Genomic DNA, 23,335 nt, shown 5'->3' with positions numbered 1-23,335 from the left:
TTCCCCCTTGGTCTAGTTAGCCAGTGCAGTGATAATCTCTGCAGTTTTCCTTGCCCCGGCAATGTTGCGTGATACGGGCCCTATTTCCAATTCTGCCAGTGGACCAGAAACATGGAGCCCGTTTTCCCATTCCAAATTTTTATTAATAATAGGAAAACCACATGATGTACACTTGGGCATATGAGTCAGCCAGTCGTGAATTGGATGACGAGAGGCGGCCCCTGTCGTTAAAATAACAGAGGATACTTTTTGGCTTTGATTTTCTTTTAACCTGATATCAATATAAGATCCTGCAGCTCTTACACCTGAAATTTCATCAGTAATTACTTCAAGTTGTCCGCGTCCGTACAATCTTTTAGCTTTCATAAACAAATTTCTTGGCATCGATCCCCTGTGCCTTGCCTGAGTAATCATTTTCCTCCGTATATTCAGGTCATTCTCTTTTCTGAAAGAAGTCAGGTATTTAGGCCCCAGCCACCCGGGATCACTATCAAAGTCATGAACTCGAAAAGGATGCCGTTTGATAAGTTTGACCTTTTCATTATGCACATTACATAAATGGACAGCAGTATGTATGGAAGAGATACCGCCGCCTACAATGCCAAAAGAAGGGGGCATTTCTCTTATGGATTGCAAATCATCATCGAAAATGTGATGAATTCTGTGAGGGTTGCTTTTTGCCAGTTCTTCAGCCCACGCTGGATAGGAAGGCTGAGTATTCATGCCTATGGCAAGTACAACCCGCTTGGCTTCTAATCTCCCATTGGTTGTATGAACCATCCACTTTTTCTTTCCTGGAGCAAGATTCTCTACTTTTGCCCTAAACCAGCAGCTGTATAGATCAGTTTCCGCAAATAGTGCTTCACAATGGGCGTTAAAAAGAGAAAGGCTCGGTCTTTTGAACCTTCCAATAAAAGGAGCTGTAACCTTATTATCCCTTGCGTATTTCTGCAGACTAAAGGGGGCAGGATCCAAATGATGCACGGAAGGAGACCTTAAATAATCCATTCCTATTTTGCTTGTAATGGTTTTCCACTTGTATAAAGGGACAGGATATGGATCAATAATCAGCAATTCGTCTTTCTTTACTTTTCCACTCTTTAATAAAAATGTGGCGATCGTGCATCCATGAATGCCGCCTCCAATAATGATCCATTTATACATAGCTCCCTATCCTCCCTTTACATAGTTAATCAGTTTACCAGCTGGATTTCTTTACACCTGGAATCTGCCCTTTATGAGCCAGCTCACGAAAAGTGATACGGGACATTCCAAACTTTCTCATATAGCCTCTAGGTCTGCCGGTTATTTCACAACGATTATGAAGTCTCGTGGGTGCCGAGTCTCTTGGCAGTTTTCTTAATGCTTCGTAATCCCCTTTTGCTTTTAGTTCTTTTCTTATTTCTGCATATCTCTCCACTATTTCCTGACGTTTTTTTTCTTTAGCTATCTTAGATTTTTTAGCCATTTTCATTCTCCTTTTTAAATCATAATCGTTTCGATTTAAATCCGAAATTTTTTTCGTGAATAAATAGTAATTGTTACGATTTATATTTGAAATTATAATGACTTCTTTTCCCTGTGTAAAGTCTTTCTTTCTTACGCTCACTTATCTACGTCATCTGCATGTTTTAAAGTTGCCTGTAATACACTAAAATTGGCTAATTTCAAAAGCCTGATTTATGATTTTGAGAAAAAAATCATCTACAAACTGAACAAATTGTAACAATTACGGTTTACAAAGCAATCAATACCCTTTATACTCTTTTTTAGATTAATAAAACAGAATGATTACGAAGAGGAGATTACATATAATGAAAGCTAAAGCAGGAATTGCATGCACAATTGGGCTTTCTGCCGTTTTGGCAGCTTGTGGAGAAGCTGATCAAACGGAAGAAACAGCTGAACAAGACGAGGGTAACGGTGAAGAAACTGAAACAATTGATGTTTACACTACGTTATTTGCTCTAGAGGATTTCGCTAATCGTATCGGCGGGGACGCTGTGAATGTAACAAATATTGTGCCCGTTGGTGCTGATGCCCACAGCTTTGAACCAACTGCACAGACAATGATTGATATTGCCGAATCAGATATGTTTCTATACAACGGTGCAGGTATGGAAGGATTTGCGGATGCAGTTGAAGATACTCTTCAAGGAGAAGATGTGAAGGTTGCGAAAGCCGTAGAAGGCATCAATTTGATTGATTATGATCATGATCACGACCATGATGACGAGCACGGACACGATGACCACGGTCATGAAGAGGATGAGCACGAGCATGATGATGAGCATGGGCACGATCACCATGCCCATGAAGAAGATGAGCACGCGCATGATGATGAGCACGGACACGATGACCATGCTCATGAAGAAGATGAAGATCATTCACATGACGATCATGGACACTCACACGACCACGGAGACGAAGATCCTCATGTCTGGCTTGACCCGGTTTTATCCATAGAAATGGCAGAAAATATTAAAGAGGCGTTAGTAGAGGTTAACCCTGAGGAAAGCGAGACCTTTGAAAACAATTTTGAAGAACTCCAGCAGGAACTTGAAACCCTCCATGAAGAGTTTGAAGCAATGGTAGAAGCTGCAGACAAGGATACATTTATCGTTTCACATGCAGGGTACGGCTACTGGGAACAACGTTACGGATTAAACCAGCTTGGAATATCTGGACTTTCTCCTACAAATGAGCCCTCTCAAAAACAATTAGAAGAAATTATTCAATACGCAGAGGATCACGATATTGAGTATGTTATGTTTGAACAAAACATTACTCCTCAAGTCGCTGAAGTTGTCCAAGATGAGGTAGGAGCTGAAGCCTTACGTCTTCATAATCTTGAGGCTTTGGTCGAGGAGGATGAAGAAAACGAGGAAGACTACTTTAGTCTTATGAGAAGAAACATTGAAAACCTGGAAACTGCTCTTCAATAAACTAGTAAACCCAACTATCTACAAAGCCTGCAGGGACACTGCAGGCTTTTTTTAAACCCAATATATTTCTTTTTCTCCAGAGACAGGTCTCTTAAATTTATATAGTCCATGCTCTTCTATCCCTTCCTTGCACTGAATAAGGTATAAGAAAACGGCAGGACTGGAGGAAAGAATGGAAGAATTTCTTATTGCCAGTTTTTTATCGGCTCTTGCTACAGGAGCAGGTGCCGTGCCGGCACTCTTTATGGCAAGTGCAACACATAGAGCAAGAGATATTCTGATTGCCTTTAGTGCTGGATTAATGGTAGCCGCTTCTACGTTTGAACTTATCCCCGAGGCGCTGGAATTAGCAGGCTTTCCTGTTATTGCGGCCGGACTGCTTATAGGTGTACTGGGACTTACTTTTCTTGAGCAAAATATTCCTCATATCCACACAGAAACATCACCTGGAAAAAGCATCCCATACCCTTACCCAGCTCAAGCCATACTCGTTGTTACTGCAATCACTCTTCATAACATTCCAGAAGGTCTATCGGTAGGAGTAAGTTATGCTAGTGGAGTGGAAGGGTTAGGAATGTTGATCGCTTTTACCATCGGCCTGCAAAATGCTCCGGAAGGCTTTATCATCGCTTTGTTTCTTATCCAACAAAAAGTTCCTCGCTGGAAAGCACTTTTGATTGCTGCTTTTACTGGTATTATTGAAGTCGCTGCAGCCATCATCGGTTTTTGGCTCACAGCTTACGTGTATGTCCTCCTCCCTCTTGGACTGGCATTCGCTGCAGGCTCAATGCTTTATATTGTTTATAAAGAGCTTATCCCTGAAAGCCACGGTGATGGTCATGCGCTTAGCGCCACCTATGCCTTTGTTTTCGGCCTGGTCGTCATGCTTTTTTTCAGCAGAATGTTTTAGGACATTTAAAAATTAGAATATGGTACGTTAAAAAAAGAGACAAGCAACATGTGCTCGTCTCTTTTTCTGCCTTGCTTTTCAATACTTTTTCAACATATATCGAAGTGGAATAATCGACACCAAAATAAGAATCAAAGCAGCCGGTGCAGCCTGATGATAAATAGCTTCAGAAGCTTCGTAATAGATTCGCACAGCCAGCGTATCAAATCCAGGCGGCCTTAGCATCAGGGTAGCAGGCAGTTCTTTAATTGCACTGACGAACACGAGCGCGCCACCGGCAAGTACCCCAGGCAGAATCGAAGGGATAATTACTTTAAACATTACCTTCCATGGCGGATAGCCTAAGCTCCGTGCTGTCTCGTCTACTCTCGGAGAAACTAAGCTGAGTGATGCATCTCCTGCTTGCATCGCTTGCGGCAAGAATCGTACGACCATAGCAAGCGCTATGAGATAAAAAGTATTGTACAGAAACGGAAAGTGATTATTAAAAATAAACACAAACCCTAAGGCTACAATCACGCCTGGCAGAGCGTAGCCAGCGTAGCTCATTTTATCAATACTGCTGGAGATCACCGACGGATACCTTGAACGCAAGTAAATGATCGGCAGTGCTAGGAGCATACATAATAAAGCCGCCATTCCTGAAACGAGGACACTGTTCCACGCAAACTCGAAAAAGCGTGCATCCACAGCTCCTCGGTCCAATCCGATAATTGTCCAATAAATTAAGACGCTAATTGGCAATAGGATTGAGAAAACAATAACCAACCCGATAAAAAGCACAGCCACTGGTTTCCACTTGCCAAGAGACAAAATATCAGGCTCTCTAAAAGTGTTGGAAGTTTGATAGAATTTATTTTTCTTTCTTGTTCTGGATTCAATCCATAATATAATAACAGTCAACACAATGAGGACCAGGCTTAAAACAGAAGCCGATTCTGTATCAAAGCTTGCCCGCTGAAAGTAAATGGCCGCTGTAAATGTTACGTATCTGAGCATAGCAATGGCTCCGAAATCTGAGAGAACATACAAGGCGATCAGGATAGCCCCTGCTCCGATAGCCGGGCGAAGAAAAGGAAGATTCACCTTCCAGAACACTTGTCTTGTATTCATCCCTTGAGACCGGGCAACTTCTTCAAAATTACGATTCATTTTTCGAAGAGAAGCACTTGCTATGAGAAAGACATAAGGGTAGGTAAACATTGTGAGTACGAAAAAGACACCCCAGAATGAATATATCGATAAAGGATAGTCCCCAAAAATGTTCACCAGCCAAGGAGTTTCTCTCCAAAGATCACGCATCCACCCACTTGGTCCAAATACAATAATATATGTCACTGCTCCCACATAGGGAGGGATCACTAACGGAAGAGCAAGCATCCACTGGAGCAGTTTTCTCCCAGGTACATCAGTCCGCACCACAAGCCAGGCCAGTGATACTCCGAGAATAACTGCACAAAGGGTAACGGCAAAGGTCAATGAAAGAGTATTCCACAAAAGCTGTGGAATTCTGCCATCCAGGAGCCTCATCCAGCGGTCTGTTCCAGCAAAAAGCGACCTCCAAATGACGTAAATGATTGGGACAGACATAAGCAGACCGACAAGGATCCCAAGCGTAAGAAGAAATGGCCCTGGAGGATTCCCACGCCAAACTCCCAGCCAGCGCCTTCTCAAGAAACGGAGAAGGGTTGGAGAAGTATTTTCCCCAACCTTGGCATGTTGATCATTATCTAGTTGTCTATTTTCATTCTTCCTCATGCTCATTATGCCCTCTCCTATATGTGGAAAACTCTATCTTAAATCAAGGTCAAGACCAGAATCTTCAATCAACATTCTAGTATCTTCAAAATAGTTTCCAAGTTCTCTTAATGGCATATCCTGGATCTTAAGCTCATCAAATCTTACAGCTTCTTCGTACGGCGGATCAAGTTCCGGATTTATAGGAAGTTCCAGTGACTCCCCAACGAAAGCAAGCTGGTTCTCTTCTTCAAGAACCCAGTCCATAAATGCCCTTGCATTTTCTTCATTCGGTCCACCGGCAACCATTCCTACACCAGCTGCGTTCGCAATGGCTCCCATCTCCCCTTCTTCCTGATCAGGGTAGACAAAACCGACATTATTATCAGTTGGCTCTTCTAACTGCTGATGATAATAATAGTTGTTAACAAGTCCAAAGGCATGTTCACCCGCACCCACAGCTCGACGGATATCACCATGACCCTCGAAGATTCCTGCAGCATTTTCCTGGATGGATTCGATCCATTCTGCTGTTCTTTCATCGCCCCACTCATAACGAAGAGCTGAAACATTTCCGATCATACCGCCATTGCCGCCACGGGTAATGGCATAGCCATTCTCTACGTCTGCCCACTCAGCATCGAATAAATCTTCCATGCTTGATGGCACTTCATCTTCGGAAACCATATCTTTATTGTAAATAAAACCGCGGGCTCTTGCAGAAATTGCTACCCACTCATTATTCTCAGCTCGGTACTGGCTGTCTATGGATTCAACGTTTTCAGGATTAGATGCCTCTAGTAAACCCTCTTGATTTAAATATTCTAAGGCTCCTAGGTCATTAGAAATAAACACGTCTGCTTGTACATTCCCTGCTTCTTCTTGCAATTGAAGAGGCTCTGCTTCATGTAACGCGCTTACTTCAATGCCTGTTTCTTCAGAAAATTTGTCCAAAAGAGCCTGCACAAATTGTTCGTTCCTAGCCGAGTATACCACAAGTTCCCCGTCTAATTCACTAGCCGCTTCTTCCGTTTCATCCGTATCTTCTGTTTCTGCATCTCCGCCGGCATCATTATCACCGGAAGCATCCTGCTCCTCTTCCTGGCCGCAAGCAGCAGCGATAATTAGAAAAGCTGCCAAAACCAGTAGAAGAAGATACTTGCTGTACTTTTTCATACTCTCTTCCCCCTTGAACTATGTAAATGAAAATGATTATCAATCTAAACACAACTATACGGTGATTGATAATCATTGTCAATACTATTATTTTGGGGGTAAACCATTTTTCTGAATCCTCATCTTCAAAAAAGAAGCCTGAATGTTGATTATATAAATGAAACCCTAATTTATATCTCTAGGTTCTGCATTCACCCTGTCTGAGGAGAACACTTGCACCACTACCATACCGCCGACCGTTTTCGCCCGAAGAAGAATTGGCTGGTTATACCCGTTTTTAAAGGTGAAATCAGGACCATGCCAGCTGACTGTAGCATCTCTTCCAGGGGGAACGTAGGAAACCCGTTTACTATGAGTGTACCTTTGGGTAATTTCCATACCTGCTTTGTCTACAGCGTTAAACAAGGTTGAAGAAACCTGGCAGATCCCTCCGCCTATCCCATCATACATTTTTCCTTTAATAATAATAGGGGCTGATAAATACCCTTTTTCTTTTGTTCGCTGCCCCACTACTTCATTAAATGAAAATGTCTCTCCTGGAAATACGACATGATTATTGATCGCCTCTACGGCAAGAGAAATATTTGTTGCTCTCTCCTTCTTTTTTCGATTGAAGTAAGTAATGTACTGCCCAATCTGTTTTTCACGAATCTCCGATAAGAGCTCCACGTCAACTTTTGGGTGAATAGGGATGAGAGGAGCGCTTACTACAGTCGAACCACCGCTGTAATAAAATTGTGATACTCTACCGAACATTGCCTTCCGGTCAAGTTTATATCCTTCTTTTCCCGGGATAATATTTTCCCCTTTATCAATGGAGGCATTTACCGGGCTTTGGAATACACGTTGTTCCATCCTATCTAAAAATTCCTCTATTTTTTCATGATCAATGACAGGCTCACCAAGCAATGGTTCTGTAATCACTTCCTTAGGAAGAACACCTACGACTTCCCCTTCATTTTTTACAGATAATTCACTTGTTCCGCTGTGAGCGAAAGCAATGATAATGGATAAAAGCAAATATGTACCTTTCATGGCCTTCAACCTCCCATCTGTAGTATGAGTAAGGTAAAGATTTTTCATGTACATTGTCCATGTTTTCTAAAGTAAATGGTGACTATTCGGTTAACCCGCTACACAGGAAGCAATCAAGCGTTTATCTTCACTTGCCAAGGGTAATTATTATAAATAGAGTAATTTAAGCCGCTTCCAGAGAGTACATAGCCTCTATGAATGACGAATTTAAAATGTGAAAGAGGAGTTGGAGCCTGTGAAAGTAAAAACACCTATTCCACGTGAAAAAGGGTTCGACAAGACCCTATCACTCATCAAAGAAGGATTTCATTTTATCCCAAGAAGACGTGAAAAGCTGGGGTCTGATATTTTTGAAACTCGGTTGATCGGACAAAAAACAGTCTGCATGGCCGGTGAAGAAGCAGCCAGAGTGTTTTATGATAATGACAAATTTAAACGTAAAGGAGCTCTCCCAAAACCTCTGAAAAAATCGTTACTCGGCGAAGGTGGCGTCCATGAGCAGGACGGGGAAGCCCACAAGCACCGTAAGCGGATGTTTCTGGCAATGATGACTCCTGAACGGCTTGAGGATATGAAAAGAATTGCCGTTGAAGAGCTGGACAATAAAGCAATAGAGTGGGGAAAGAAAGATGAAGTGGTGCTTCTCAACGAGATTCAAGAAGTCTTTGCAGTAGCAGGCATGCGCTGGGCCGGGCTGCCTTTGAAGGAAGAGGAAATTAAAGAGCGAACCCAGGAGCTGGTGGACATGGTTGATTTCGGAGGTTCTGGCGTCGGCAGTTCTGCAGCCAGCTTTAAAAAAGGGGTTAGTGCCAGAGACAGCCATGAGAAGTGGCTCCAGGGAATAATAAAAAAAGTGCGGGCCGGGAAGTTAGAAGTTCATCCAAATACCGCTCTCTATATTGTTGCTCACCACACAGAACAAAATGGAAAAAAGCTTGATTTAAAAGCCGCTTCAGTCGATCTGAATAATTCCTACCGTCCGCTGATTGCTGCTGCTTATTATATTGCCTTTGGTGTTCTTGCACTCCATGAGAATCCGGAGGTGACAGACAAACTGAAGGCAGATAAAGACAACTACAGCCAAATGTTTGCCCAGGAAGTTCGCCGTTACTATCCTTTTGCACCTGCCATGGCGGCCAAGGTGAAGAAGAACTTTGAATGGCACGGTTATAAATTCAAAAAAGATATGCTTGTCGTATTGGATTTATTTGGAACCAATCGGCATCCGGACCTGTGGGAGAACGCAGATGAATTCTGGCCAGAAAGGTTCAAAGATTGGAAGGAAAGTCCTTTTGCCTTTATTCCTCAAGGCGGAGGCGACCATCATGCCGGACACCGTTGTGCCGGTGAATGGATGACGGTCATGGTTATGCGCTCTTGTTTTAAGTACCTGACAGAAAACATTACTTACAAGGTGCCTGAACAAGATCTTGAGTACGATATGACCCGTATTCCAACGTTTCCTAAGAGCGGCTTGATTATTTCCAATGTAAAAAGAACGACTGCTTCTCCAGTAGATTTAATGCTCCATGAACAAAGTCAGACTGTTGTAAAATCATAAAGGGTAAATTTTTGTCGTCGGCTGATCAAAATTTACCTGCGGGAAAAGCATGAGCTGAAGATTTAGCGGCGATTTTCCCCGGTTAGCTGAAGCCTTAGCTTGAACGGATGTTGTACTTGTGCTTTTAGGTGCAAGCGAGTGTATTTTTGAACAATCAACCAATAAAAATACTGAAAGCCCTCACCGATGGTGAGGGCTCTTCTCTTTAGCCAGTTTTTGTCCTATCCTCTTGCCTTCTCTTCCATACCCTTCTCCATGAGCTGTGGAAAGAGTCTTTTGCTCGTCTTATGGCAGCTCATTTCCTGCTGCTCGGTATAACTCATACCACTCTTTTCTTGTCAGTTTAACCTCTGAGGCTTTGACTATATCCAATAGTCGTTCAGGGTTCATGCTCCCAACAATAGGTTGAATTTTTGCAGGGTGACGGAGAATCCACGCAATCGCAACAGCCGAAGCTGTGATGTTATACTGCTCTGCCAGCTCCTGCAGTTTCGTGTTCACCTCTGGAAACTGATCATTTCCTACAAATGAACCTTTTATCATCCCATACTGAAAAGGAGACCAAGCCTGTACGGTCATATTATGTAAACGACAATAATCCATAACACTACTATCCCGCACAATACCAGCACTGTTTTGCATATTCACATTAAGTTCTGCATCAAGCATGACAGTATGCATGAGGCTGAATTGAAGCTGATTTATGATTAAATTTTGCTCTATGTATTGATTTAGAAGTTCTATTTGCATAGGGTTTTGATTGCTTACCCCAAACTGACGTACTTTCCCGCTTTTCTCAAGAATACTGAACGCTTCTGCTACTTCTTCTGGTTCCATAAGAGCATCAGGACGATGAAGGAGCAATATATCAATATAATCTGTTTGCAGCCTTTGAAGACTGCCGTCTACTGATTCAATAATATGTTTTTTTGAAAAGTCAAAATAGCCTTTCCTGATCCCGCATTTCGTTTGAAGAAGAATATCTTCACGCTGTATGGAGGTCAGTTTGATTGCCTCGGCAAACGTCTCTTCTGCTTTTCCCTTTCCATAAATATCTGCATGATCAAAGAAATCGACACCGGCTTCCACTGCATTTTGAATAACTCTGGCAGCTTCCTTTTTAGAAAGAGTGCTTAACCTCATACAGCCCAAACCAATCCCTGAAGCGCTGATATTACTAGTTCCTATTTGTAACTTTTCCAAACGGTCTCACTTCTTTCTCTAAGAATACTTCCATAATAGCAGGAGGTTCCCAAAGTAAACAAATCTTTTCATTACCTGCCGCCCTTTGGCCTTTCTTCGGAATTCTATAACCCGTCATAAAAGCACCGTAACCATGGGGGTGAGAGCCTGTTTCTATCCAGAAAGATCAGTGGTATAAATGCAAAAAAGCAGGGGATTTTATGTTTATCAGAGTAAGAAGGTGAGATTGTTTATGCAGGAGCCCCTGGTAGTTCTCGTTCGATCGATCATTACTTTTTTTACTATACTTTTATACGCGAGATTAGTTGGGAAACAGCTTATTGGGAATTTTACAATGTTTGATTACATAAACGGAATTACGATAGGATCAATTGCTGCTACGCTAGCCACCGACCTTTCCTCAAAAGCCTTGGTACACTGGATTGCTTTAACGGTTTTTATTGTTTTGACTATTATTCTCCAATTTATTGGCAATAAAAATCGTTTCCTGTCTAAAGTTCAGGATTCAGAACCGGTCGTACTTATGCAAAATGGAATGATTTTGGAAAAGAATCTGTCAAAGGTACGAATAACAAAAGATGAACTTATGCAGCAGCTTCGCTCAAAAAATATCTTTTCTCCTGTGCAAGTAGGAATTGCAATTTTAGAACCCGACGGCTCTGTTTCTGTTCTCCCCCACTCTGACTACCAACCGGTTCAGAAAAGAGATTTTAACCTTCCAGGCCAACCGCCGCAACTCACTACCGAGCTGATCGTGGATGGAAAGATTATTACACAGAATTTATCTCAGCGAAAAAAAGATGAGGATTGGCTAATGGAGCAATTAAAGAAAAAGGGGATACATTCATTAAAAGAGGTTTCCTATGCTGCACTGCTTCCGAATGATTTATTTTACGTTGATAAGTTTGAGGATAACATAACTGATAAATTAAATATCAGTGACTACAAAGGACCTTACTAACAAGGGAATGTTTTAAGGAGGTAGCTTTCATGAGAAAATTCTTTCTTTACCTTGTTCCGTCTCTGTTTTTTGTTGCTTCTTTACTCTTAATGACCAGTGGCGGGTGGTTGAAAGAACCAGTCGGTAAAAGTGACGATGTGCTTTTTCACGTAGAAAATATAGAACAATATATACAAGAAAAGAGATGGGAAGAAGCTGCAAGTGAACATAAAAAGGCTTTGCAAGCATGGGATCAAGTTTCTAAGAGGGTGCAGTTTAGTGCAGAAAGAGACATAATAAATGAAATTAAAGGCTCCCTTTCTCGAATAAAAGGAGGGATTAAAGCGCAGAATGCCAACACTACATTATCAGAGATATATTATTTCTATGGCCTGTGGGAAGACTTAACCTAAAAGGGTAAATGTCCTGCAGGATTTAATTTTTCCCTCCTCCTGGAGAGTAAAAATTCTTTTTATTTATCGCTCTAAGAATTCCTCACAGTACATCTCCCACCGATTTGTTAAGATATCTTTTTTTAAGCCAAAGGTAAATATATCACTCCTTGTCCCTTCTCCATGAGCTGAATATTTAAGCTTCACTGGCACTTCAAGTGCAAAGACAGGGGTAAGCATTGTCTCCTCGGCTTCAACGTGCTTTGAAACAATACTGATTTTGCTTATTTCCTGTAAGATCTCCTTCCCATTTTGTGTAACGTATTCTGGTCGAGCAACCCGTAGCAGATACAAGTCATCCTGGTGAAGAGCGGTAAGAAATAACTCAACTACTTCATATGGGCCCATTTTATTGCGATACTCCTCAAGTTTTCCCGCCGCCTTTAAGACCATGAATTGATGAGCAGGATCCATGTTATTCTTTCGGTGCGTTGTGCTTCCTGCAAAGTGAATACAAAAGTGGCCCGGAAATCCGTTTGACAAAGCTCCTGCCCCATGAGGCATACCATTCATGGAAGCGGCGATCATGCGTCCATCAAGATGAACAAGTACTGCTCTACGTTTCCAGCTCCACTTTCCTTCATATATTTCTTTCATGATTTCTGTGTCGCTTGTTGTTAATGGTTGTACATCGGCGTGTTGCTTTCCAGCTCGTTTTTGCACATTAAAGGTGAGGCCAGTATCAAGATCTGTAACCTGAAAATGGGCTTTCCCGGGCATAAGAATTCGAACTTCCGGCCAAAATAGCATTTCACCAAATGGCTGCTCTCGCACCATATGTTCAAGCGGGGAATGAGAAGAGATACCTGGTTTGTACATTTGATCTGATTCCTTCATGGCAGCCGCTTCTGCAGAACTACTCACTGCCAGGGAAAAAAGAATAAGAAGTGAGACCATTTTCAATACTGTTTTCACACCATCACCTCCCCATGTTATTTCTCCATCTATTTTGTACTGCTCGGCTCACTTTATGCTTTTAACAATCAACTTACTGAACAGGAAAAAATGTTAGTAAGTTCTTACCCATAATGAAGGAAAGGATCGGGAGAATAGACGAAAAAAGTTTATGTCTACTTGAAAATGAACTGAATACTATGGGGTTGGACAGTGAGGAGAACAACCGTGTGGAATGATAGGAAATGTAAAAAGCGATTAACCTATTGGACAAGAGATTGAGGATATATTGAACAATTAAAGTATTGGAGCCAGCATCAAATGTGTAGGGATGTTTGATTAAACAAACGTTTGATTAAGATAAAAACCATTGAAATACCTAGTGATTTCCTCCTGAAATTCCTCAATTCCCTTTGAAACAGCCTTTTTAGCGTGGAAACGAAAAGCATAAAAAAACCCTGATCGTTTACCAACGATCAGGGTTTGTATGAAACAGCCTCTATTCCACAGTAACTGACTTTGCCAGGTTACGTGGTTTATCCACGTCGCATCCTCTGTGAAGAGCCGCAAAGTAGGAAATCAGCTGCAATGGAATAACACTTACAAGAGGAGTCATATATTCATGGATTTTTGGAAGAACGATGTTATCTTCTTCTTCTTCCATTCCTTCCATTGAAATCAAGCATACATTTGCTCCTCGTGCTGCTACCTCTTGAATATTACCGCGAATGTTCAGATTCACATGCTCCTGAGTAGCAAGGCCAATCACAGGGGTCCCATCTTCAATTAAAGCGATGGTACCGTGCTTCAGTTCTCCACCTGCAAACCCTTCTGCTTGGATATAAGAGATTTCTTTCAGCTTTAATGCACCTTCCAAGACAACATGGTAATCAAAGGCACGGCCGATGAAGAAGCAATTACGAGTTTCCAGCAAATAGTCCCTCGCAATCTGCTCCATGGTATCCTTCTGATCGCAAAGGGTTTCCATCGCGTTTGCCACAATACCAAGTTCATAAATTGCATCAAAGTCCGTTTCAATCCCCTGTGCTCTTGCCGCATCCATAGCTAAAATGGAAAATACAGCCATTTGGGCAGTGTAGGCTTTTGTAGAAGCAACTGCTATTTCCGGGCCTGCATAGGTGTGAAGAGTGAAGTCTGCTTCACGGGAAAGGGTAGATCCTGGAACATTCGTAATCGTTAAAGACTTAAAGCCTTTTTTCTTAATATTTACAAGTACGCCGCGGCAGTCTGCTGTTTCGCCGCTTTGTGAGATAAAGATAAAGAGCGGATTTTCTGATAACATCGGCTCATTGTACAAAAATTCACTTGCAATATGGACTTCTACCGGTTTTTTTGCCACCTTTTCCATGAGTTCTTTTCCAACAAGACCTGCATGGTAGCTAGTTCCAGCAGCAATGATATAAACGCGGTCAGCCTCATTCACAGCCGAGCGAATATCTTGTTCAAGCTTTATGTCACCAGAATCATTTTGATATTTTTGGATGATATTTCGAATAACGAAAGGCTGTTCATCAATTTCTTTTGCCATAAAATGAGAGTAGGTGCCTTTTTCCGTATCACTCTCATCAAGCTCTGCGGTGAAAGACTCTCTGGAAATAATCTCGCCCTCAAGGCTCTTAATTTCAACCTTGTCACGAGTAACAATCACCATTTCCTGGTCCATTAGCTCCACAAATTCTTTTGTAACGTGCAGCATAGCCATTGAATCAGATGCTACAACGTTAACCCCATCACCAACCCCTACAAGAAGCGGGCTCTTATTTTTCCCTACATAGATCGTATCGTTATTTTCTTTATCTACAAGAGCCGTAGCATAAGAACCTTTGAGCAGGGAAAGTGTTTTACTGAAAGACTCTTCTACATTCATGCCTTCTTCCACAAACAATTCTACAAGCTGCACAATGACTTCAGTATCTGTGTCACTGGCAAGGTCGACATCTTGTAAATATTCACGTGTCAATTGAGCATAGTTTTCTATCACGCCATTATGAACAAGTGTAAATCGACCAGAAGAGCTTTGATGGGGGTGGGCATTTAACTGGCTTGGCGGTCCGTGTGTAGCCCAGCGTGTGTGACCAATCCCGAGAGTTCCTGAAGCGTCCCCGTTAATTGATTCCTCAAGGGTGGCAATTCGTCCTTTTTCTTTGTAGAGCTTTACTCCGTCTTCTGCTGCTAAGGCAATCCCAGCTGAATCATAGCCTCTGTATTCAAGTTTCTTAAGACCCTTAATTAGTATATCTTTTGCTTCCTCATTTCCAGCATATCCAACAATACCACACATACATTAATACCTCCCATAAAACAGGGCAGGTTTGCACGGGGCAGCCTGCCCCGCTCTTCTCTTTTTTTAAATGATTTCCCTCTGGCCGTCTGCAGGCTGGGAATCGTTCTCTATTTCCAACGTGTCATTACTCCAGCTTTTGTACAAAGAGTTGCCTCTCTGCTTTACCAGGAGCTTTCGGATGTGACACTGCATCCGGGAGGTATCCGCCGATCACTCGATAAACCTCCTCCTCGTCAACTGCTCCTTTTCTCACCGTTTCAGGAACAGCCCGGGCGCTTTTATGACTTCTTGCTTTCTTTTTCTCTCCTTTCCATTTTAGAATCTGGGATAATCTTACTATAATGACTCCTGCCGGTCAATTGTAAATTTGTCTAGTTCTTTTTATGAAAATGGCAAACTAATGAACACTTACCCTTGATTTCACTTTAGTAAACAAGGGAAAAGCCTACTGATAAAACTTTATAGCAGGTCTGTAATATAAAAATATGCACAGGCCGGCTCTATTGTGAGTCAGCCTGTGCTGTGTTTTTGTCTATTGAGTGCGGCCCATCTGCTGTTCTACAATCTTTACAATTTCATCTACATACTTTGAGCAAAGTTCTTCTGTCTCAGCCTCTGCCATCACTCTTACAAGAGATTCTGTACCAGAAGGACGGACGAGGATACGCCCATTGCCCCCCATTTCGCTTTCAACCCGCTCGATAGCCTCATTGATTACTGTATTGGAGTGGATTTCTTCCTTGTTCACTACAGGCACGTTGACAAGCTTTTGAGGGAATTTATCCATTTCAGCAGCTAACTGTGAAAGAGGCTTCTCCGTTGCTTTAACAATGTTTGCAAGTTGGAGAGCTGTTAACATCCCATCTCCGGTTGTCACGTAATCGAGGAAAATAATATGCCCGGATTGCTCACCGCCTAAACTGTAGCCGCCTTTACGCATTTCTTCCATTACGTACCTGTCTCCCACAGAAGTCTGCTTAGTTTCTATTCCCAGAGTTTCAAGAGACTTATACAACCCTAGATTACTCATTACCGTAGTGACTAGTGTATTGTCGTTTAAAAGTCCCTCTGACTTCAGGTACTTTGCACAGATAAACATAATCCGGTCCCCGTCAACAATGCTGCCATTCTCATCAACTGCAATCAGACGGTCAGCATCTCCATCAAAGGCAAGCCCCAAGTCAGCACCCTTTTCTTTTACGAATGCAGATAGTGTCTCTGGATGAGTAGAGCCCACACCTTCGTTTATGTTGATTCCGTCCGGATTGTTTCCAATCGTTGAAATATCAGCTTCCAGATCAGCAAACAAATGTGGAGCAAGGGAAGAAGCTGCTCCGTGTGCACAATCCAACGCGATGTGAAGACCAGAGAAATCCTCCTGAACCGTTTGTTTCAAAAACTGCAGGTATTTCTGTCCGCCTTCAAAATAATCATTTACCACACCAAGGCTCTTTCCTGTTGGACGAGGCAACTCATCTTCTCCTGTAAGGTGATTCTCAATTTCTTGTTCCATGGCTTCAGATAATTTAAATCCATCGGAACTAAAGAATTTAATGCCATTGTCTTCTACTGGGTTATGAGAAGCAGAAATCATGATTCCTCCTTGAGCACTCAATGCTTTCGTTAAAAAAGCTACACCAGGAGTAGAAAGAACACCCAGTCTCATTACTTCGACTCCCACAGATAAAAGCCCGGAAATTAATGCTCCTTCAAACATTTCGCCTGAAATTCTTGTATCTCTTCCTATAACGATTTTTGGCTGTTCAACATCCTTTGTTAATACATAGCCGCCCGCACGGCCAAGCCTAAATGCTAATTCAGGAGTCAGCTCGGTATTTGCTACGCCTCTTACACCATCAGTGCCAAAATACTTTCCCATTTACTATCTCTCCTTCAATGACCAACTCACATGACCCTACTCTTCGGTTTCGTCATCATTATCGTTCCCATTTTCTTCTTCATCATTGTTATCTTGTTCTTCTTCTTCTTCAGATATTTCTACCTCAGCTTCTTCCACTTCAGGTTCCACTGTAATTTCTTCTGGTCCTTCACCTTCTAAAGGGACTGTTTGTTCACCATCTTCCCCTTCTTCTACTTCACCAATGATACGAATATCTTCCTCTTCAATGGCTTCCAGCTCATTTTCTGACCCGTAAACATCTACGTCCGTAGTTTCTTCTTCCGGATCAGTAATTTCAATGGTGTCACCATCTTCCCCTTCTTCAATTTCAATAGGGACATCTTCGATTGTTGCTTCTTCCTCATCTGCCACTTCTATTGTGACAGTGACGGTATTCGGTCTTACCTCTTCTACTCCTGGAGGGGGTTCTACCTCCAGCTCTAACGTCTGACTTTCAGTTATGGCAGACAAGTCTAACACCACACCCTCGACCACTTGTATATCGTCGATTACTTCCTGAGGCCCAAAGATCGTCACCTCAGTAGGTTCAAGTTCTAAATCTACTATGGTCAATCCTTCTTCCAGGCTGCCTTCCCTTGTTAAATTAACAGGTACAGAGACAAATGGGCTTGTTACAGGAATTTCCACATCTACGGTTTCAGGATTCACCTCTACATTCAGCTCGTTGCCAAATTCGTCATATACAGCTACGGTTCCTGTAGTTTCTACTCTTTCGTTTGTTCCTGCTACATCAATAAAAGTCCTTACTGCACTAATTTGATTAAGGACTGCCCTCGGTGCTGTCACTTCTACTTCTGACGGGGACACCTGGGGGGCGCCTAAAGTATAGCCATCTTCCACTCCCTCAGTATTCTGCAATTCCACTTCTACAGGTAGAGAAACGGTTTCCCTCTCCTGGAGTTCTACCTGAATGTTTTGAGGAACAATGGACACAGCCAGCTCTGCAGGAAACCCGCTATGCTGAATATTAACATGATGAATGCCTTCTCCCCGGTCTTCTAAATCTACATAGACCTCATAATTCGGGTTCACCAAAAACATAGTAATAGAGCTCTGGGGTCCTGTAAGAGTGATATCAACTGTTTCTGCTATCTCTACAATTGCGTACTGTTCATCGTCATAATATGCTTCTATTTCCACATCTTCGATCATATGTGTGGTTTCGTTAACTGTTGGGAGTGCTCCCGGCTGATTATTAACATTCTCCATGTTTACCATTGTATAGAGCATCACAGCAATCATTAATGAAATAAACTTAATAAACCAATGATTGTTGAAAAGTTTATCCATTCTTTTTCCCTCCCCACTGCCAGAGAGTAGAACCATTTTGCTTTTGATCTATTACTAAATCCTTTTCAAGCATTGCTCTTAGTGTTTCTTCATCAATATCTCTGTGAAGGTCTCCGTTTTTCGTGACGGATATGCTTCCTGTTTCCTCTGATACAGCTATGGTCAAACTATCGGTTACTTCACTGATGCCAAGAGCAGCTCGGTGCCTTGTACCTAGCTCCTTCGAGATAAATGGATTCTCAGATAAAGGCAGGTAGCAGGCAGCAGCTGATATTTCATTGTTTCTAATAATGACAGCCCCATCATGGAGGGGGGTGTTTGGAATAAATACGTTAATCAAAAGCTCCGAAGTAATGCTTGCATTCATGGGGATACCGGTTTCTACGTAATCATTCATACCTGTTTCCTTTTCAATGGACAGCAGCGCCCCGATCCGGCGTTTAGCCATGTAATTTACAGACTTTATAATTGCCTCCACTGTCTTATAAGAGCTTTCTTCCTCTGGAGCCGTTCTGCCGCCAAATATTCTGCCGCGTCCCAGCTGTTCCAGCGCCCTTCTTAATTCAGGCTGAAAGATTATGATAATGGCAAGCAAGCCGTATGTAACCATCTGTGACATGATCCACTGTAACGTTCTCAGACCAAAAAAGCTGCTCAAAAACCAGACAGCCAAAATCACAGTGATCCCTTTAACAAGCTGTACCGCCCGGGTCCCCCGGATTACCATAATCATTTTGTAAATGACATATGTGACTAATAATATATCGACAATCCTTCCAAGCCAGGTAAGGAATTGAATATCTTCTCCAATAGGGAACATCGCTCTTCCTCCATTTTCTTCTTTACGGAAAAAGCTAACCAACGACCAATATATTATAGCATAAAATCCTTAGGAGCCGTTTTGCTTCTTCGGTGCTCCAAAAGTTTTGTTTCTTTCTTGGTCAGAGTACAGCTTTCTTGCCTTACCACTATTTAATCATGAAAAACCACCCGGTGTCAGCGGATGGCTATTCCTCGTTTCCAGACAGGATATCCCCAGTGAGTCTTTTTGCATGGTACCAGATCCATTCCAGCACCTGATCCACCTCTTCAATTTCTCCGGCTACTTCCCCGGCTGATGCCAAATAGGGCTCTCCATTAATCACGGTTAAGTCTCCTAAAACTTCACCATGGACTTCAACACTGCCATTTTGGACAATTAAGTCTCCTTCTACCACTTCATCTTCAGGAATGACAACCATTCCGTTTTCTTTGTTGATGTGAACATTCCCGCTCCCCTGGACTGATATTTCCTGGCCGGATTGATCATTCCATATTGAAAATACACTTGAAGACATTAAAAGAAGAAAGATAGCAGAGGCTGCAGCCACCGGGTGGTTATACGCCCATTTTTTCCAGGCAGCTCTTTTTCTTTTTTTAGGGAGCTGTTCCATTACACTGGCTGTGAAAGAGCCAGGAGCCTCTAAATGCGAGGCACTTTGTATAAAAGCTATTGTTTTTGTTGTTTCATGATAATGGGAATGGCAAGTGCTGCACTTTTTTAAGTGCTCATAGAACGAGGCTCTTTCTTTCGCGTCTAACTCTTCGTTAAAATAGCTTTTTAGCACTCGATCATGGTAGTGATCACAAGCCATGGTAATTCCCTCCCTTCATCATGCGCCGCCAAGTCGCTTTCTTAACGCTTCCCTTCCTCTATGCAAGTGAGTTTTCACGGTATTTGCCGGCAGATCTAATATGTCACTAATTTGTTTTATGGGCAAATCTTCTATGTACCTTAAAATAATAGCTGACCTGTATTTAGGAGGCAAGTAAGAAATTTCCTTTTGAATCCACTCCTGCATTTCTACAGTTACCACTTCTTCCTCAGGCAATGGCCCTGCTGCTGCAACCTGTGAGTAACCTGTGACGCCCTCTGTACCTTTCACCTCTGCATCCAGTGAATAATCAGGCTTCTTTTTCCGTAAGCGGTCAATACATAAATTTGTAGCAATGCGGAACAGCCAGGTAGAAAACTTCCTTTGCTCATCAAAGCTTTCAATATTGGCATAAGCTCTTAAAAAAGCTTCCTGTGCAACATCCTGTGCTTCATGAGCGTTTCCTGTCATCCGATAAGCAATTTGGTATACTTTATCTTTATAAAGATCGATCAATTCTGCAAACGCCTCTTGATCCCCGTTTTTCACTTCTTTAATCAGCCGTTTTACCAGGGCATCCATTATCTCAACCTCCGCCCAGCTCGGGTCCTTCTTCTACGAAAGAAGGAGCTTTAAAGTTTCATTATCTCGATAAGAAAATCAATCTTCCTTATTGTACCAAAAATTTTTTCGCACCAAGATATGCATATGGAAGATTTTTTAAAAATATGCTATTTGTAATGTTTGCTTTTCCTAAATTGGGGGTATACCATATTTAGGAAAAAGTGGAGGAAGAGGTGAAGATTGTGCCGGAAGAAAGCCTCATCAATGAAATTGAGATGATCAGGGAGCAATTGAATAAAGAAGCGTGGAGTAAGCCTCTGTTCTCCAACGAGGTCGTTCAACTAAGCAAGAAACTCGACTCATTATTAAATAAATATGACTCTTATTTTGCAAAGCATTAATTACCTTCAGTGATGACTGAGGGATATTTTTTTCTTCTCTTGTTCTTTGGGAAAGCTGTTTTACCGATGACAGTCTCTAAACATGCGTTCATTTTCTTCTGCTTCCTGAACTTTGGTATGTATAAAAACACAAAAAAAACCTTAGTGTATCACTAAGGATCGTTATCATTATTGGTGGAGCCTAGCGGGATCGAACCGCTGACCTCCTGCGTGCAAGGCAGGCGCTCTCCCAGCTGAGCTAAGGCCCCTTCTTATATGGAGCGGGTGATGGGAATCGAACCCACGACATCAGCTTGGAAGGCTGAGGTTTTACCACTAAACTACACCCGCAGATTATGGAGCGGAAGACGGGATTCGAACCCGCGACCCCCACCTTGGCAAGGTGGTGTTCTACCACTGAACTACTCCCGCATGCAAGAAGACAAACGAGAATCCGTACTTATGTAAATCATATTAAAACATGTCGGCAAAAAAGCCGACTCTAACACGTCCATGAATGGGGAACTATTAAGTAAATGGTGAGCCATGGAGGATTCCGACGCAACGCTAGTCCCGTCGCTTCCTTGCTGTGCTTCTCTGTTACGGGAGAACCGTAGGTGAGAATCACGCGACTCATGTGTATAAATGGTGAGCCATGGAGGATTCGAACCTCCGACCCTCTGATTAAAAGTCAGATGCTCTACCAACTGAGCTAATGGCTCGTACATATAAATAAAATGGTGGAGGGGGACGGACTCGAACCGCCGAACCCAGAGGGAGCAGATTTACAGTCTGCCGCGTTTGGCCAACTTCGCTACCCCTCCAAAAAAGATACCTTCCAATTAAAACATATTGAGGCTTTCATGTCAACCTCAATTATATTTTATGAAAAAAACAAAGCCCTCTTCCATGAGAGCAAAAGTAGTGGTGACCCGTACGGGATTCGAACCCGTGTTACCGCCGTGAAAGGGCGGTGTCTTAACCACTTGACCAACGGGCCATGTTGAAATGAATATATATTGTCTTACTGACAAAAAATATTATATATCAAACTATATTCTAAATCAATAGGTTATTACTATTTTTAGAGAAAAAATTTAAGATCTTTTTATTTCTTTTAAAAAAAGGGAAGAGGCTGCCTTTGATGGCTGCCTCTTTTAGCTTTCCTAACGGTTACTCGATTTTGAGCCGCCTTTGCTTCCACCTTTTGCTCCTTGAGCACTATGCAAAGAAAATAAGTTAGAATCAATCGAAAACGTAAGCTTTTCTCTTTCTCTTTTACGCTTTAAAGCAAATTGAATCATTTGGTGAGTAAGCTGCTTGAAGTCTTTTCCAGCTGGATCCCATAAGTAAAAAGATAAAGAACCGGGAATGGTGTTAATTTCATTTATATATACTCTTTGTTCGCTGTTATCAATAAGGAAATCAATACGAGAGACGCCGCTGCAGCCAAGAAGCTGAAATGTATCAATGGCAAGGTCTTTCACTTCTTCTTCAAGGTTTCCTGGAATGTCTGCTGGAATAATACGGTCTGTGCTTTCCATTCCTTTAGAGGCTCCGCCTCCTCCTTTACCGCCACCTTGATATTTGTCCTGGTAGCTCAAGATTTCTTCGGTTTTCAGAACTTCTTCAATAACGGAAGCTTCTGCATCCTCGTAATCTCCTAAGACAGAGCAGTTTACCTCTTTCATATCGGTCACCATTCGTTCCACAACAATTTTGGCGGCAAATTCCATGGCTTCCTCTACAGCTGTTTCTAATTCTTCCCGGTTTCCTGCTTTGCTGATTCCCACACTAGAGCCAAGATTAGCCGGCTTGACAATTACCGGATATTGAAGCCTTTCTTCTATCTCTTCGATAAAATCCTCGCTGTCTGCATTCCACTGGCTATTATAAAACCATACGTAATCAAGAATCGGCAGACCTGAGTCCCTTAATACCTGCTTCATGAGAATTTTATCCATTCCAACAGCAGATGATGGAACATCACAGCCAACATAAGGCAGGTCAAACAATTCAAATAGTCCCTGAAGCACGCCGTCTTCTCCAAATGTACCGTGAATGATTGGGAAGGCTACATCAATCTCAGCCATTATTTTCTTTCCAAATTTAGGGGCAGGGTCTTTCTGCAGAGCAACTCCGCCCGCCTCATTCTTCGTGACAATGACCTTTTGAGCCTCTGAAAGAAGCTTTTTGATATCCTTATAATTATCAATATCCAGGAGCTGTTCTCCCGTATACCAGTTCCGATCCTTACTTATATATACTGGTATAACCTCATACTGGCTGCTGTCCATCTCATTGATGGCCTGGAGAGCTGAGATTACAGAAACCTCATGCTCAACAGAGACACCGCCAAAAAATACTCCGACTCTAGTTTTCATGCCG

The 23,335-nt window shown here is 42.3% G+C and carries 21 protein-coding genes and 6 tRNA genes; 7 read left to right on the top strand and 20 right to left on the bottom strand.

What is annotated here, in order from left to right:
• Positions 1 to 12 precede the first annotated feature (12 nt).
• Together ACFPU1_RS14510 and rpsN are read right to left on the bottom strand one after the other, a co-directional pair.
• Complete coding sequence (locus tag ACFPU1_RS14510) at positions 13 to 1,164, bottom strand: FAD/NAD(P)-binding protein (RefSeq protein ID WP_385942496.1); 1,152 nt, start codon at positions 1,162 to 1,164, stop codon at positions 13 to 15.
• A gap of 34 nt (positions 1,165 to 1,198) precedes the next feature.
• Positions 1,199 to 1,468 carry a 30S ribosomal protein S14 gene (gene rpsN / locus ACFPU1_RS14505; RefSeq protein ID WP_054636579.1) on the bottom strand — a complete coding sequence of 90 codons (270 nt, stop codon included), beginning with the start codon at positions 1,466 to 1,468 and terminating at the stop codon, positions 1,199 to 1,201.
• Between the two features lie 346 nt (positions 1,469 to 1,814).
• Between rpsN and ACFPU1_RS14500 the strand changes: the two genes are divergently transcribed.
• Complete coding sequence (locus tag ACFPU1_RS14500) at positions 1,815 to 2,945, top strand: metal ABC transporter solute-binding protein, Zn/Mn family (RefSeq protein WP_385942493.1); 1,131 nt, start codon at positions 1,815 to 1,817, stop codon at positions 2,943 to 2,945.
• A 172-nt stretch (positions 2,946 to 3,117) separates the two neighbouring features.
• Positions 3,118 to 3,855 carry a ZIP family metal transporter gene (locus ACFPU1_RS14495; protein ID WP_385942491.1) on the top strand — a complete coding sequence of 246 codons (738 nt, stop codon included), beginning with the start codon at positions 3,118 to 3,120 and terminating at the stop codon, positions 3,853 to 3,855.
• Positions 3,856 to 3,933: 78 nt separating this feature from the next.
• Here the strand turns inward: ACFPU1_RS14495 and ACFPU1_RS14490 are convergent, their stop codons facing one another.
• The 3 genes from ACFPU1_RS14490 to ACFPU1_RS14480 form a co-directional block, all read right to left on the bottom strand.
• Entirely contained in the window at positions 3,934 to 5,619 is a 1,686-nt protein-coding gene (locus tag ACFPU1_RS14490; protein WP_385942490.1) for an ABC transporter permease, read from the bottom strand.
• Positions 5,620 to 5,646: 27 nt separating this feature from the next.
• Positions 5,647 to 6,768 carry an extracellular solute-binding protein gene (locus tag ACFPU1_RS14485; protein ID WP_385942488.1) on the bottom strand — a complete coding sequence of 374 codons (1,122 nt, stop codon included), beginning with the start codon at positions 6,766 to 6,768 and terminating at the stop codon, positions 5,647 to 5,649.
• 165 nt (positions 6,769 to 6,933) lie between these two features.
• On the bottom strand, positions 6,934 to 7,803 hold the full coding sequence (locus ACFPU1_RS14480) for a VanW family protein (protein WP_385942486.1): 870 nt from the start codon (positions 7,801 to 7,803) through the stop codon (positions 6,934 to 6,936).
• 235 nt (positions 7,804 to 8,038) lie between these two features.
• Between ACFPU1_RS14480 and ACFPU1_RS14475 the strand changes: the two genes are divergently transcribed.
• Positions 8,039 to 9,364, top strand: a complete 1,326-nt coding sequence (locus ACFPU1_RS14475) for a cytochrome P450 (protein ID WP_385942484.1) — start codon at positions 8,039 to 8,041, stop codon at positions 9,362 to 9,364.
• A 285-nt stretch (positions 9,365 to 9,649) separates the two neighbouring features.
• On the opposite strand, the gene ACFPU1_RS14470 is transcribed toward ACFPU1_RS14475, so the two are convergent.
• A complete protein-coding gene (locus ACFPU1_RS14470; protein WP_385942482.1) occupies positions 9,650 to 10,567 on the bottom strand; it encodes an aldo/keto reductase in 918 nt (305 codons plus the stop codon).
• Between the two features lie 232 nt (positions 10,568 to 10,799).
• Here ACFPU1_RS14470 and ACFPU1_RS14465 point away from each other — a divergent pair, with 232 nt between their 5' ends.
• Together ACFPU1_RS14465 and ACFPU1_RS14460 are read left to right on the top strand one after the other, a co-directional pair.
• Positions 10,800 to 11,528, top strand: coding sequence for a YetF domain-containing protein (locus tag ACFPU1_RS14465; RefSeq protein WP_385942480.1), 729 nt, complete (start codon positions 10,800 to 10,802; stop codon positions 11,526 to 11,528).
• A 29-nt stretch (positions 11,529 to 11,557) separates the two neighbouring features.
• The gene (locus ACFPU1_RS14460; RefSeq protein WP_385942478.1) at positions 11,558 to 11,920 is read left to right on the top strand and encodes a DUF4363 family protein; all 363 of its coding nucleotides are present in this window, start codon (positions 11,558 to 11,560) and stop codon (positions 11,918 to 11,920) included.
• A 63-nt stretch (positions 11,921 to 11,983) separates the two neighbouring features.
• Here the strand turns inward: ACFPU1_RS14460 and ACFPU1_RS14455 are convergent, their stop codons facing one another.
• Together ACFPU1_RS14455 and glmS are read right to left on the bottom strand one after the other, a co-directional pair.
• Positions 11,984 to 12,874 carry a hypothetical protein gene (locus ACFPU1_RS14455; RefSeq protein WP_385942477.1) on the bottom strand — a complete coding sequence of 297 codons (891 nt, stop codon included), beginning with the start codon at positions 12,872 to 12,874 and terminating at the stop codon, positions 11,984 to 11,986.
• Positions 12,875 to 13,352: 478 nt separating this feature from the next.
• The gene (gene glmS / locus ACFPU1_RS14450; RefSeq protein WP_385942475.1) at positions 13,353 to 15,155 is read right to left on the bottom strand and encodes a glutamine--fructose-6-phosphate transaminase (isomerizing); all 1,803 of its coding nucleotides are present in this window, start codon (positions 15,153 to 15,155) and stop codon (positions 13,353 to 13,355) included.
• Positions 15,156 to 15,338: 183 nt separating this feature from the next.
• On the opposite strand from glmS, the gene ACFPU1_RS14445 reads away from it, so the two are divergent.
• Entirely contained in the window at positions 15,339 to 15,500 is a 162-nt protein-coding gene (locus ACFPU1_RS14445; RefSeq protein WP_385942473.1) for a hypothetical protein, read from the top strand.
• Positions 15,501 to 15,690: 190 nt separating this feature from the next.
• On the opposite strand, the gene glmM is transcribed toward ACFPU1_RS14445, so the two are convergent.
• The 5 genes from glmM to sigW form a co-directional block, all read right to left on the bottom strand.
• Positions 15,691 to 17,037: a phosphoglucosamine mutase gene (gene glmM, locus ACFPU1_RS14440; protein ID WP_054636510.1), complete on the bottom strand. Its 1,347-nt coding sequence runs from the start codon at positions 17,035 to 17,037 to the stop codon at positions 15,691 to 15,693.
• A gap of 36 nt (positions 17,038 to 17,073) precedes the next feature.
• Positions 17,074 to 18,369: a CdaR family protein gene (locus tag ACFPU1_RS14435; protein WP_385942471.1), complete on the bottom strand. Its 1,296-nt coding sequence runs from the start codon at positions 18,367 to 18,369 to the stop codon at positions 17,074 to 17,076.
• Positions 18,362 to 19,189 carry a diadenylate cyclase CdaA gene (cdaA, locus tag ACFPU1_RS14430; RefSeq protein ID WP_054636508.1) on the bottom strand — a complete coding sequence of 276 codons (828 nt, stop codon included), beginning with the start codon at positions 19,187 to 19,189 and terminating at the stop codon, positions 18,362 to 18,364. Before cdaA ends, ACFPU1_RS14435 begins: the two co-directional genes overlap by 8 nt.
• Before the next feature lie 187 nt (positions 19,190 to 19,376).
• Complete coding sequence (locus ACFPU1_RS14425; RefSeq protein WP_385942468.1) at positions 19,377 to 20,003, bottom strand: anti-sigma factor; 627 nt, start codon at positions 20,001 to 20,003, stop codon at positions 19,377 to 19,379.
• A gap of 18 nt (positions 20,004 to 20,021) precedes the next feature.
• Positions 20,022 to 20,585: an RNA polymerase sigma factor SigW gene (sigW, locus tag ACFPU1_RS14420; RefSeq protein ID WP_054636505.1), complete on the bottom strand. Its 564-nt coding sequence runs from the start codon at positions 20,583 to 20,585 to the stop codon at positions 20,022 to 20,024.
• A gap of 215 nt (positions 20,586 to 20,800) precedes the next feature.
• On the opposite strand from sigW, the gene ACFPU1_RS14415 reads away from it, so the two are divergent.
• Positions 20,801 to 20,968: an aspartyl-phosphate phosphatase Spo0E family protein gene (locus tag ACFPU1_RS14415; protein ID WP_269758173.1), complete on the top strand. Its 168-nt coding sequence runs from the start codon at positions 20,801 to 20,803 to the stop codon at positions 20,966 to 20,968.
• A gap of 172 nt (positions 20,969 to 21,140) precedes the next feature.
• On the opposite strand, the gene ACFPU1_RS14410 is transcribed toward ACFPU1_RS14415, so the two are convergent.
• From ACFPU1_RS14410 to ACFPU1_RS14380, 7 genes are all read right to left on the bottom strand, one after another.
• Positions 21,141 to 21,216, bottom strand: a tRNA-Ala gene (locus tag ACFPU1_RS14410).
• Positions 21,217 to 21,224: 8 nt separating this feature from the next.
• Positions 21,225 to 21,298 (bottom strand) — tRNA-Gly (locus tag ACFPU1_RS14405).
• A 6-nt stretch (positions 21,299 to 21,304) separates the two neighbouring features.
• A tRNA-Gly gene (locus tag ACFPU1_RS14400) sits at positions 21,305 to 21,379 on the bottom strand.
• A 214-nt stretch (positions 21,380 to 21,593) separates the two neighbouring features.
• A tRNA-Lys gene (locus ACFPU1_RS14395) sits at positions 21,594 to 21,669 on the bottom strand.
• Between the two features lie 16 nt (positions 21,670 to 21,685).
• Positions 21,686 to 21,771: transfer RNA gene (locus ACFPU1_RS14390), tRNA-Tyr, on the bottom strand.
• Between the two features lie 101 nt (positions 21,772 to 21,872).
• Positions 21,873 to 21,947, bottom strand: a tRNA-Glu gene (locus ACFPU1_RS14385).
• A 166-nt stretch (positions 21,948 to 22,113) separates the two neighbouring features.
• Positions 22,114 to 23,331: a D-alanine--D-alanine ligase family protein gene (locus ACFPU1_RS14380; protein WP_385942464.1), complete on the bottom strand. Its 1,218-nt coding sequence runs from the start codon at positions 23,329 to 23,331 to the stop codon at positions 22,114 to 22,116.
• Between the last annotated feature and the right edge of the window lie 4 nt (positions 23,332 to 23,335).

It is taken from the genome of Thalassorhabdus alkalitolerans, from assembly GCF_042656525.1.
In the GTDB taxonomy this organism is placed as follows: Bacteria; Bacillota; Bacilli; order Bacillales; family Marinococcaceae; genus Thalassorhabdus; species Thalassorhabdus alkalitolerans.
The sequence above is the reverse complement of the archived record's forward strand: the minus strand, read 5'-3'. Positions and strand labels throughout refer to the sequence as shown.

Excerpts from the sequence above, each read along its gene's own strand:
- ACFPU1_RS14510 (WP_385942496.1), bottom strand. The coding sequence starts at position 1,164 with ATGTATAAATGGATCATTATTGGAGGCGGCATTCATGGATGCACGATC.
- ACFPU1_RS14465 (WP_385942480.1), top strand. The coding sequence starts at position 10,800 with ATGCAGGAGCCCCTGGTAGTTCTCGTTCGATCGATCATTACTTTTTTT.
- sigW (WP_054636505.1), bottom strand. The coding sequence starts at position 20,585 with ATGGATGCCCTGGTAAAACGGCTGATTAAAGAAGTGAAAAACGGGGAT.
- cdaA (WP_054636508.1), bottom strand. The coding sequence starts at position 19,189 with ATGTTCCCTATTGGAGAAGATATTCAATTCCTTACCTGGCTTGGAAGG.
- glmS (WP_385942475.1), bottom strand. The coding sequence starts at position 15,155 with ATGTGTGGTATTGTTGGATATGCTGGAAATGAGGAAGCAAAAGATATA.
- ACFPU1_RS14485 (WP_385942488.1), bottom strand. The coding sequence starts at position 6,768 with ATGAAAAAGTACAGCAAGTATCTTCTTCTACTGGTTTTGGCAGCTTTT.
- ACFPU1_RS14425 (WP_385942468.1), bottom strand. The coding sequence starts at position 20,003 with ATGGCTTGTGATCACTACCATGATCGAGTGCTAAAAAGCTATTTTAAC.
- ACFPU1_RS14490 (WP_385942490.1), bottom strand. The coding sequence starts at position 5,619 with ATGAGCATGAGGAAGAATGAAAATAGACAACTAGATAATGATCAACAT.
- glmM (WP_054636510.1), bottom strand. The coding sequence starts at position 17,037 with ATGGGAAAGTATTTTGGCACTGATGGTGTAAGAGGCGTAGCAAATACC.
- ACFPU1_RS14480 (WP_385942486.1), bottom strand. The coding sequence starts at position 7,803 with ATGAAAGGTACATATTTGCTTTTATCCATTATCATTGCTTTCGCTCAC.
- ACFPU1_RS14380 (WP_385942464.1), bottom strand. The coding sequence starts at position 23,331 with ATGAAAACTAGAGTCGGAGTATTTTTTGGCGGTGTCTCTGTTGAGCAT.
- ACFPU1_RS14500 (WP_385942493.1), top strand. The coding sequence starts at position 1,815 with ATGAAAGCTAAAGCAGGAATTGCATGCACAATTGGGCTTTCTGCCGTT.
- ACFPU1_RS14495 (WP_385942491.1), top strand. The coding sequence starts at position 3,118 with ATGGAAGAATTTCTTATTGCCAGTTTTTTATCGGCTCTTGCTACAGGA.
- rpsN (WP_054636579.1), bottom strand. The coding sequence starts at position 1,468 with ATGGCTAAAAAATCTAAGATAGCTAAAGAAAAAAAACGTCAGGAAATA.
- ACFPU1_RS14435 (WP_385942471.1), bottom strand. The coding sequence starts at position 18,369 with ATGGATAAACTTTTCAACAATCATTGGTTTATTAAGTTTATTTCATTA.
- ACFPU1_RS14460 (WP_385942478.1), top strand. The coding sequence starts at position 11,558 with ATGAGAAAATTCTTTCTTTACCTTGTTCCGTCTCTGTTTTTTGTTGCT.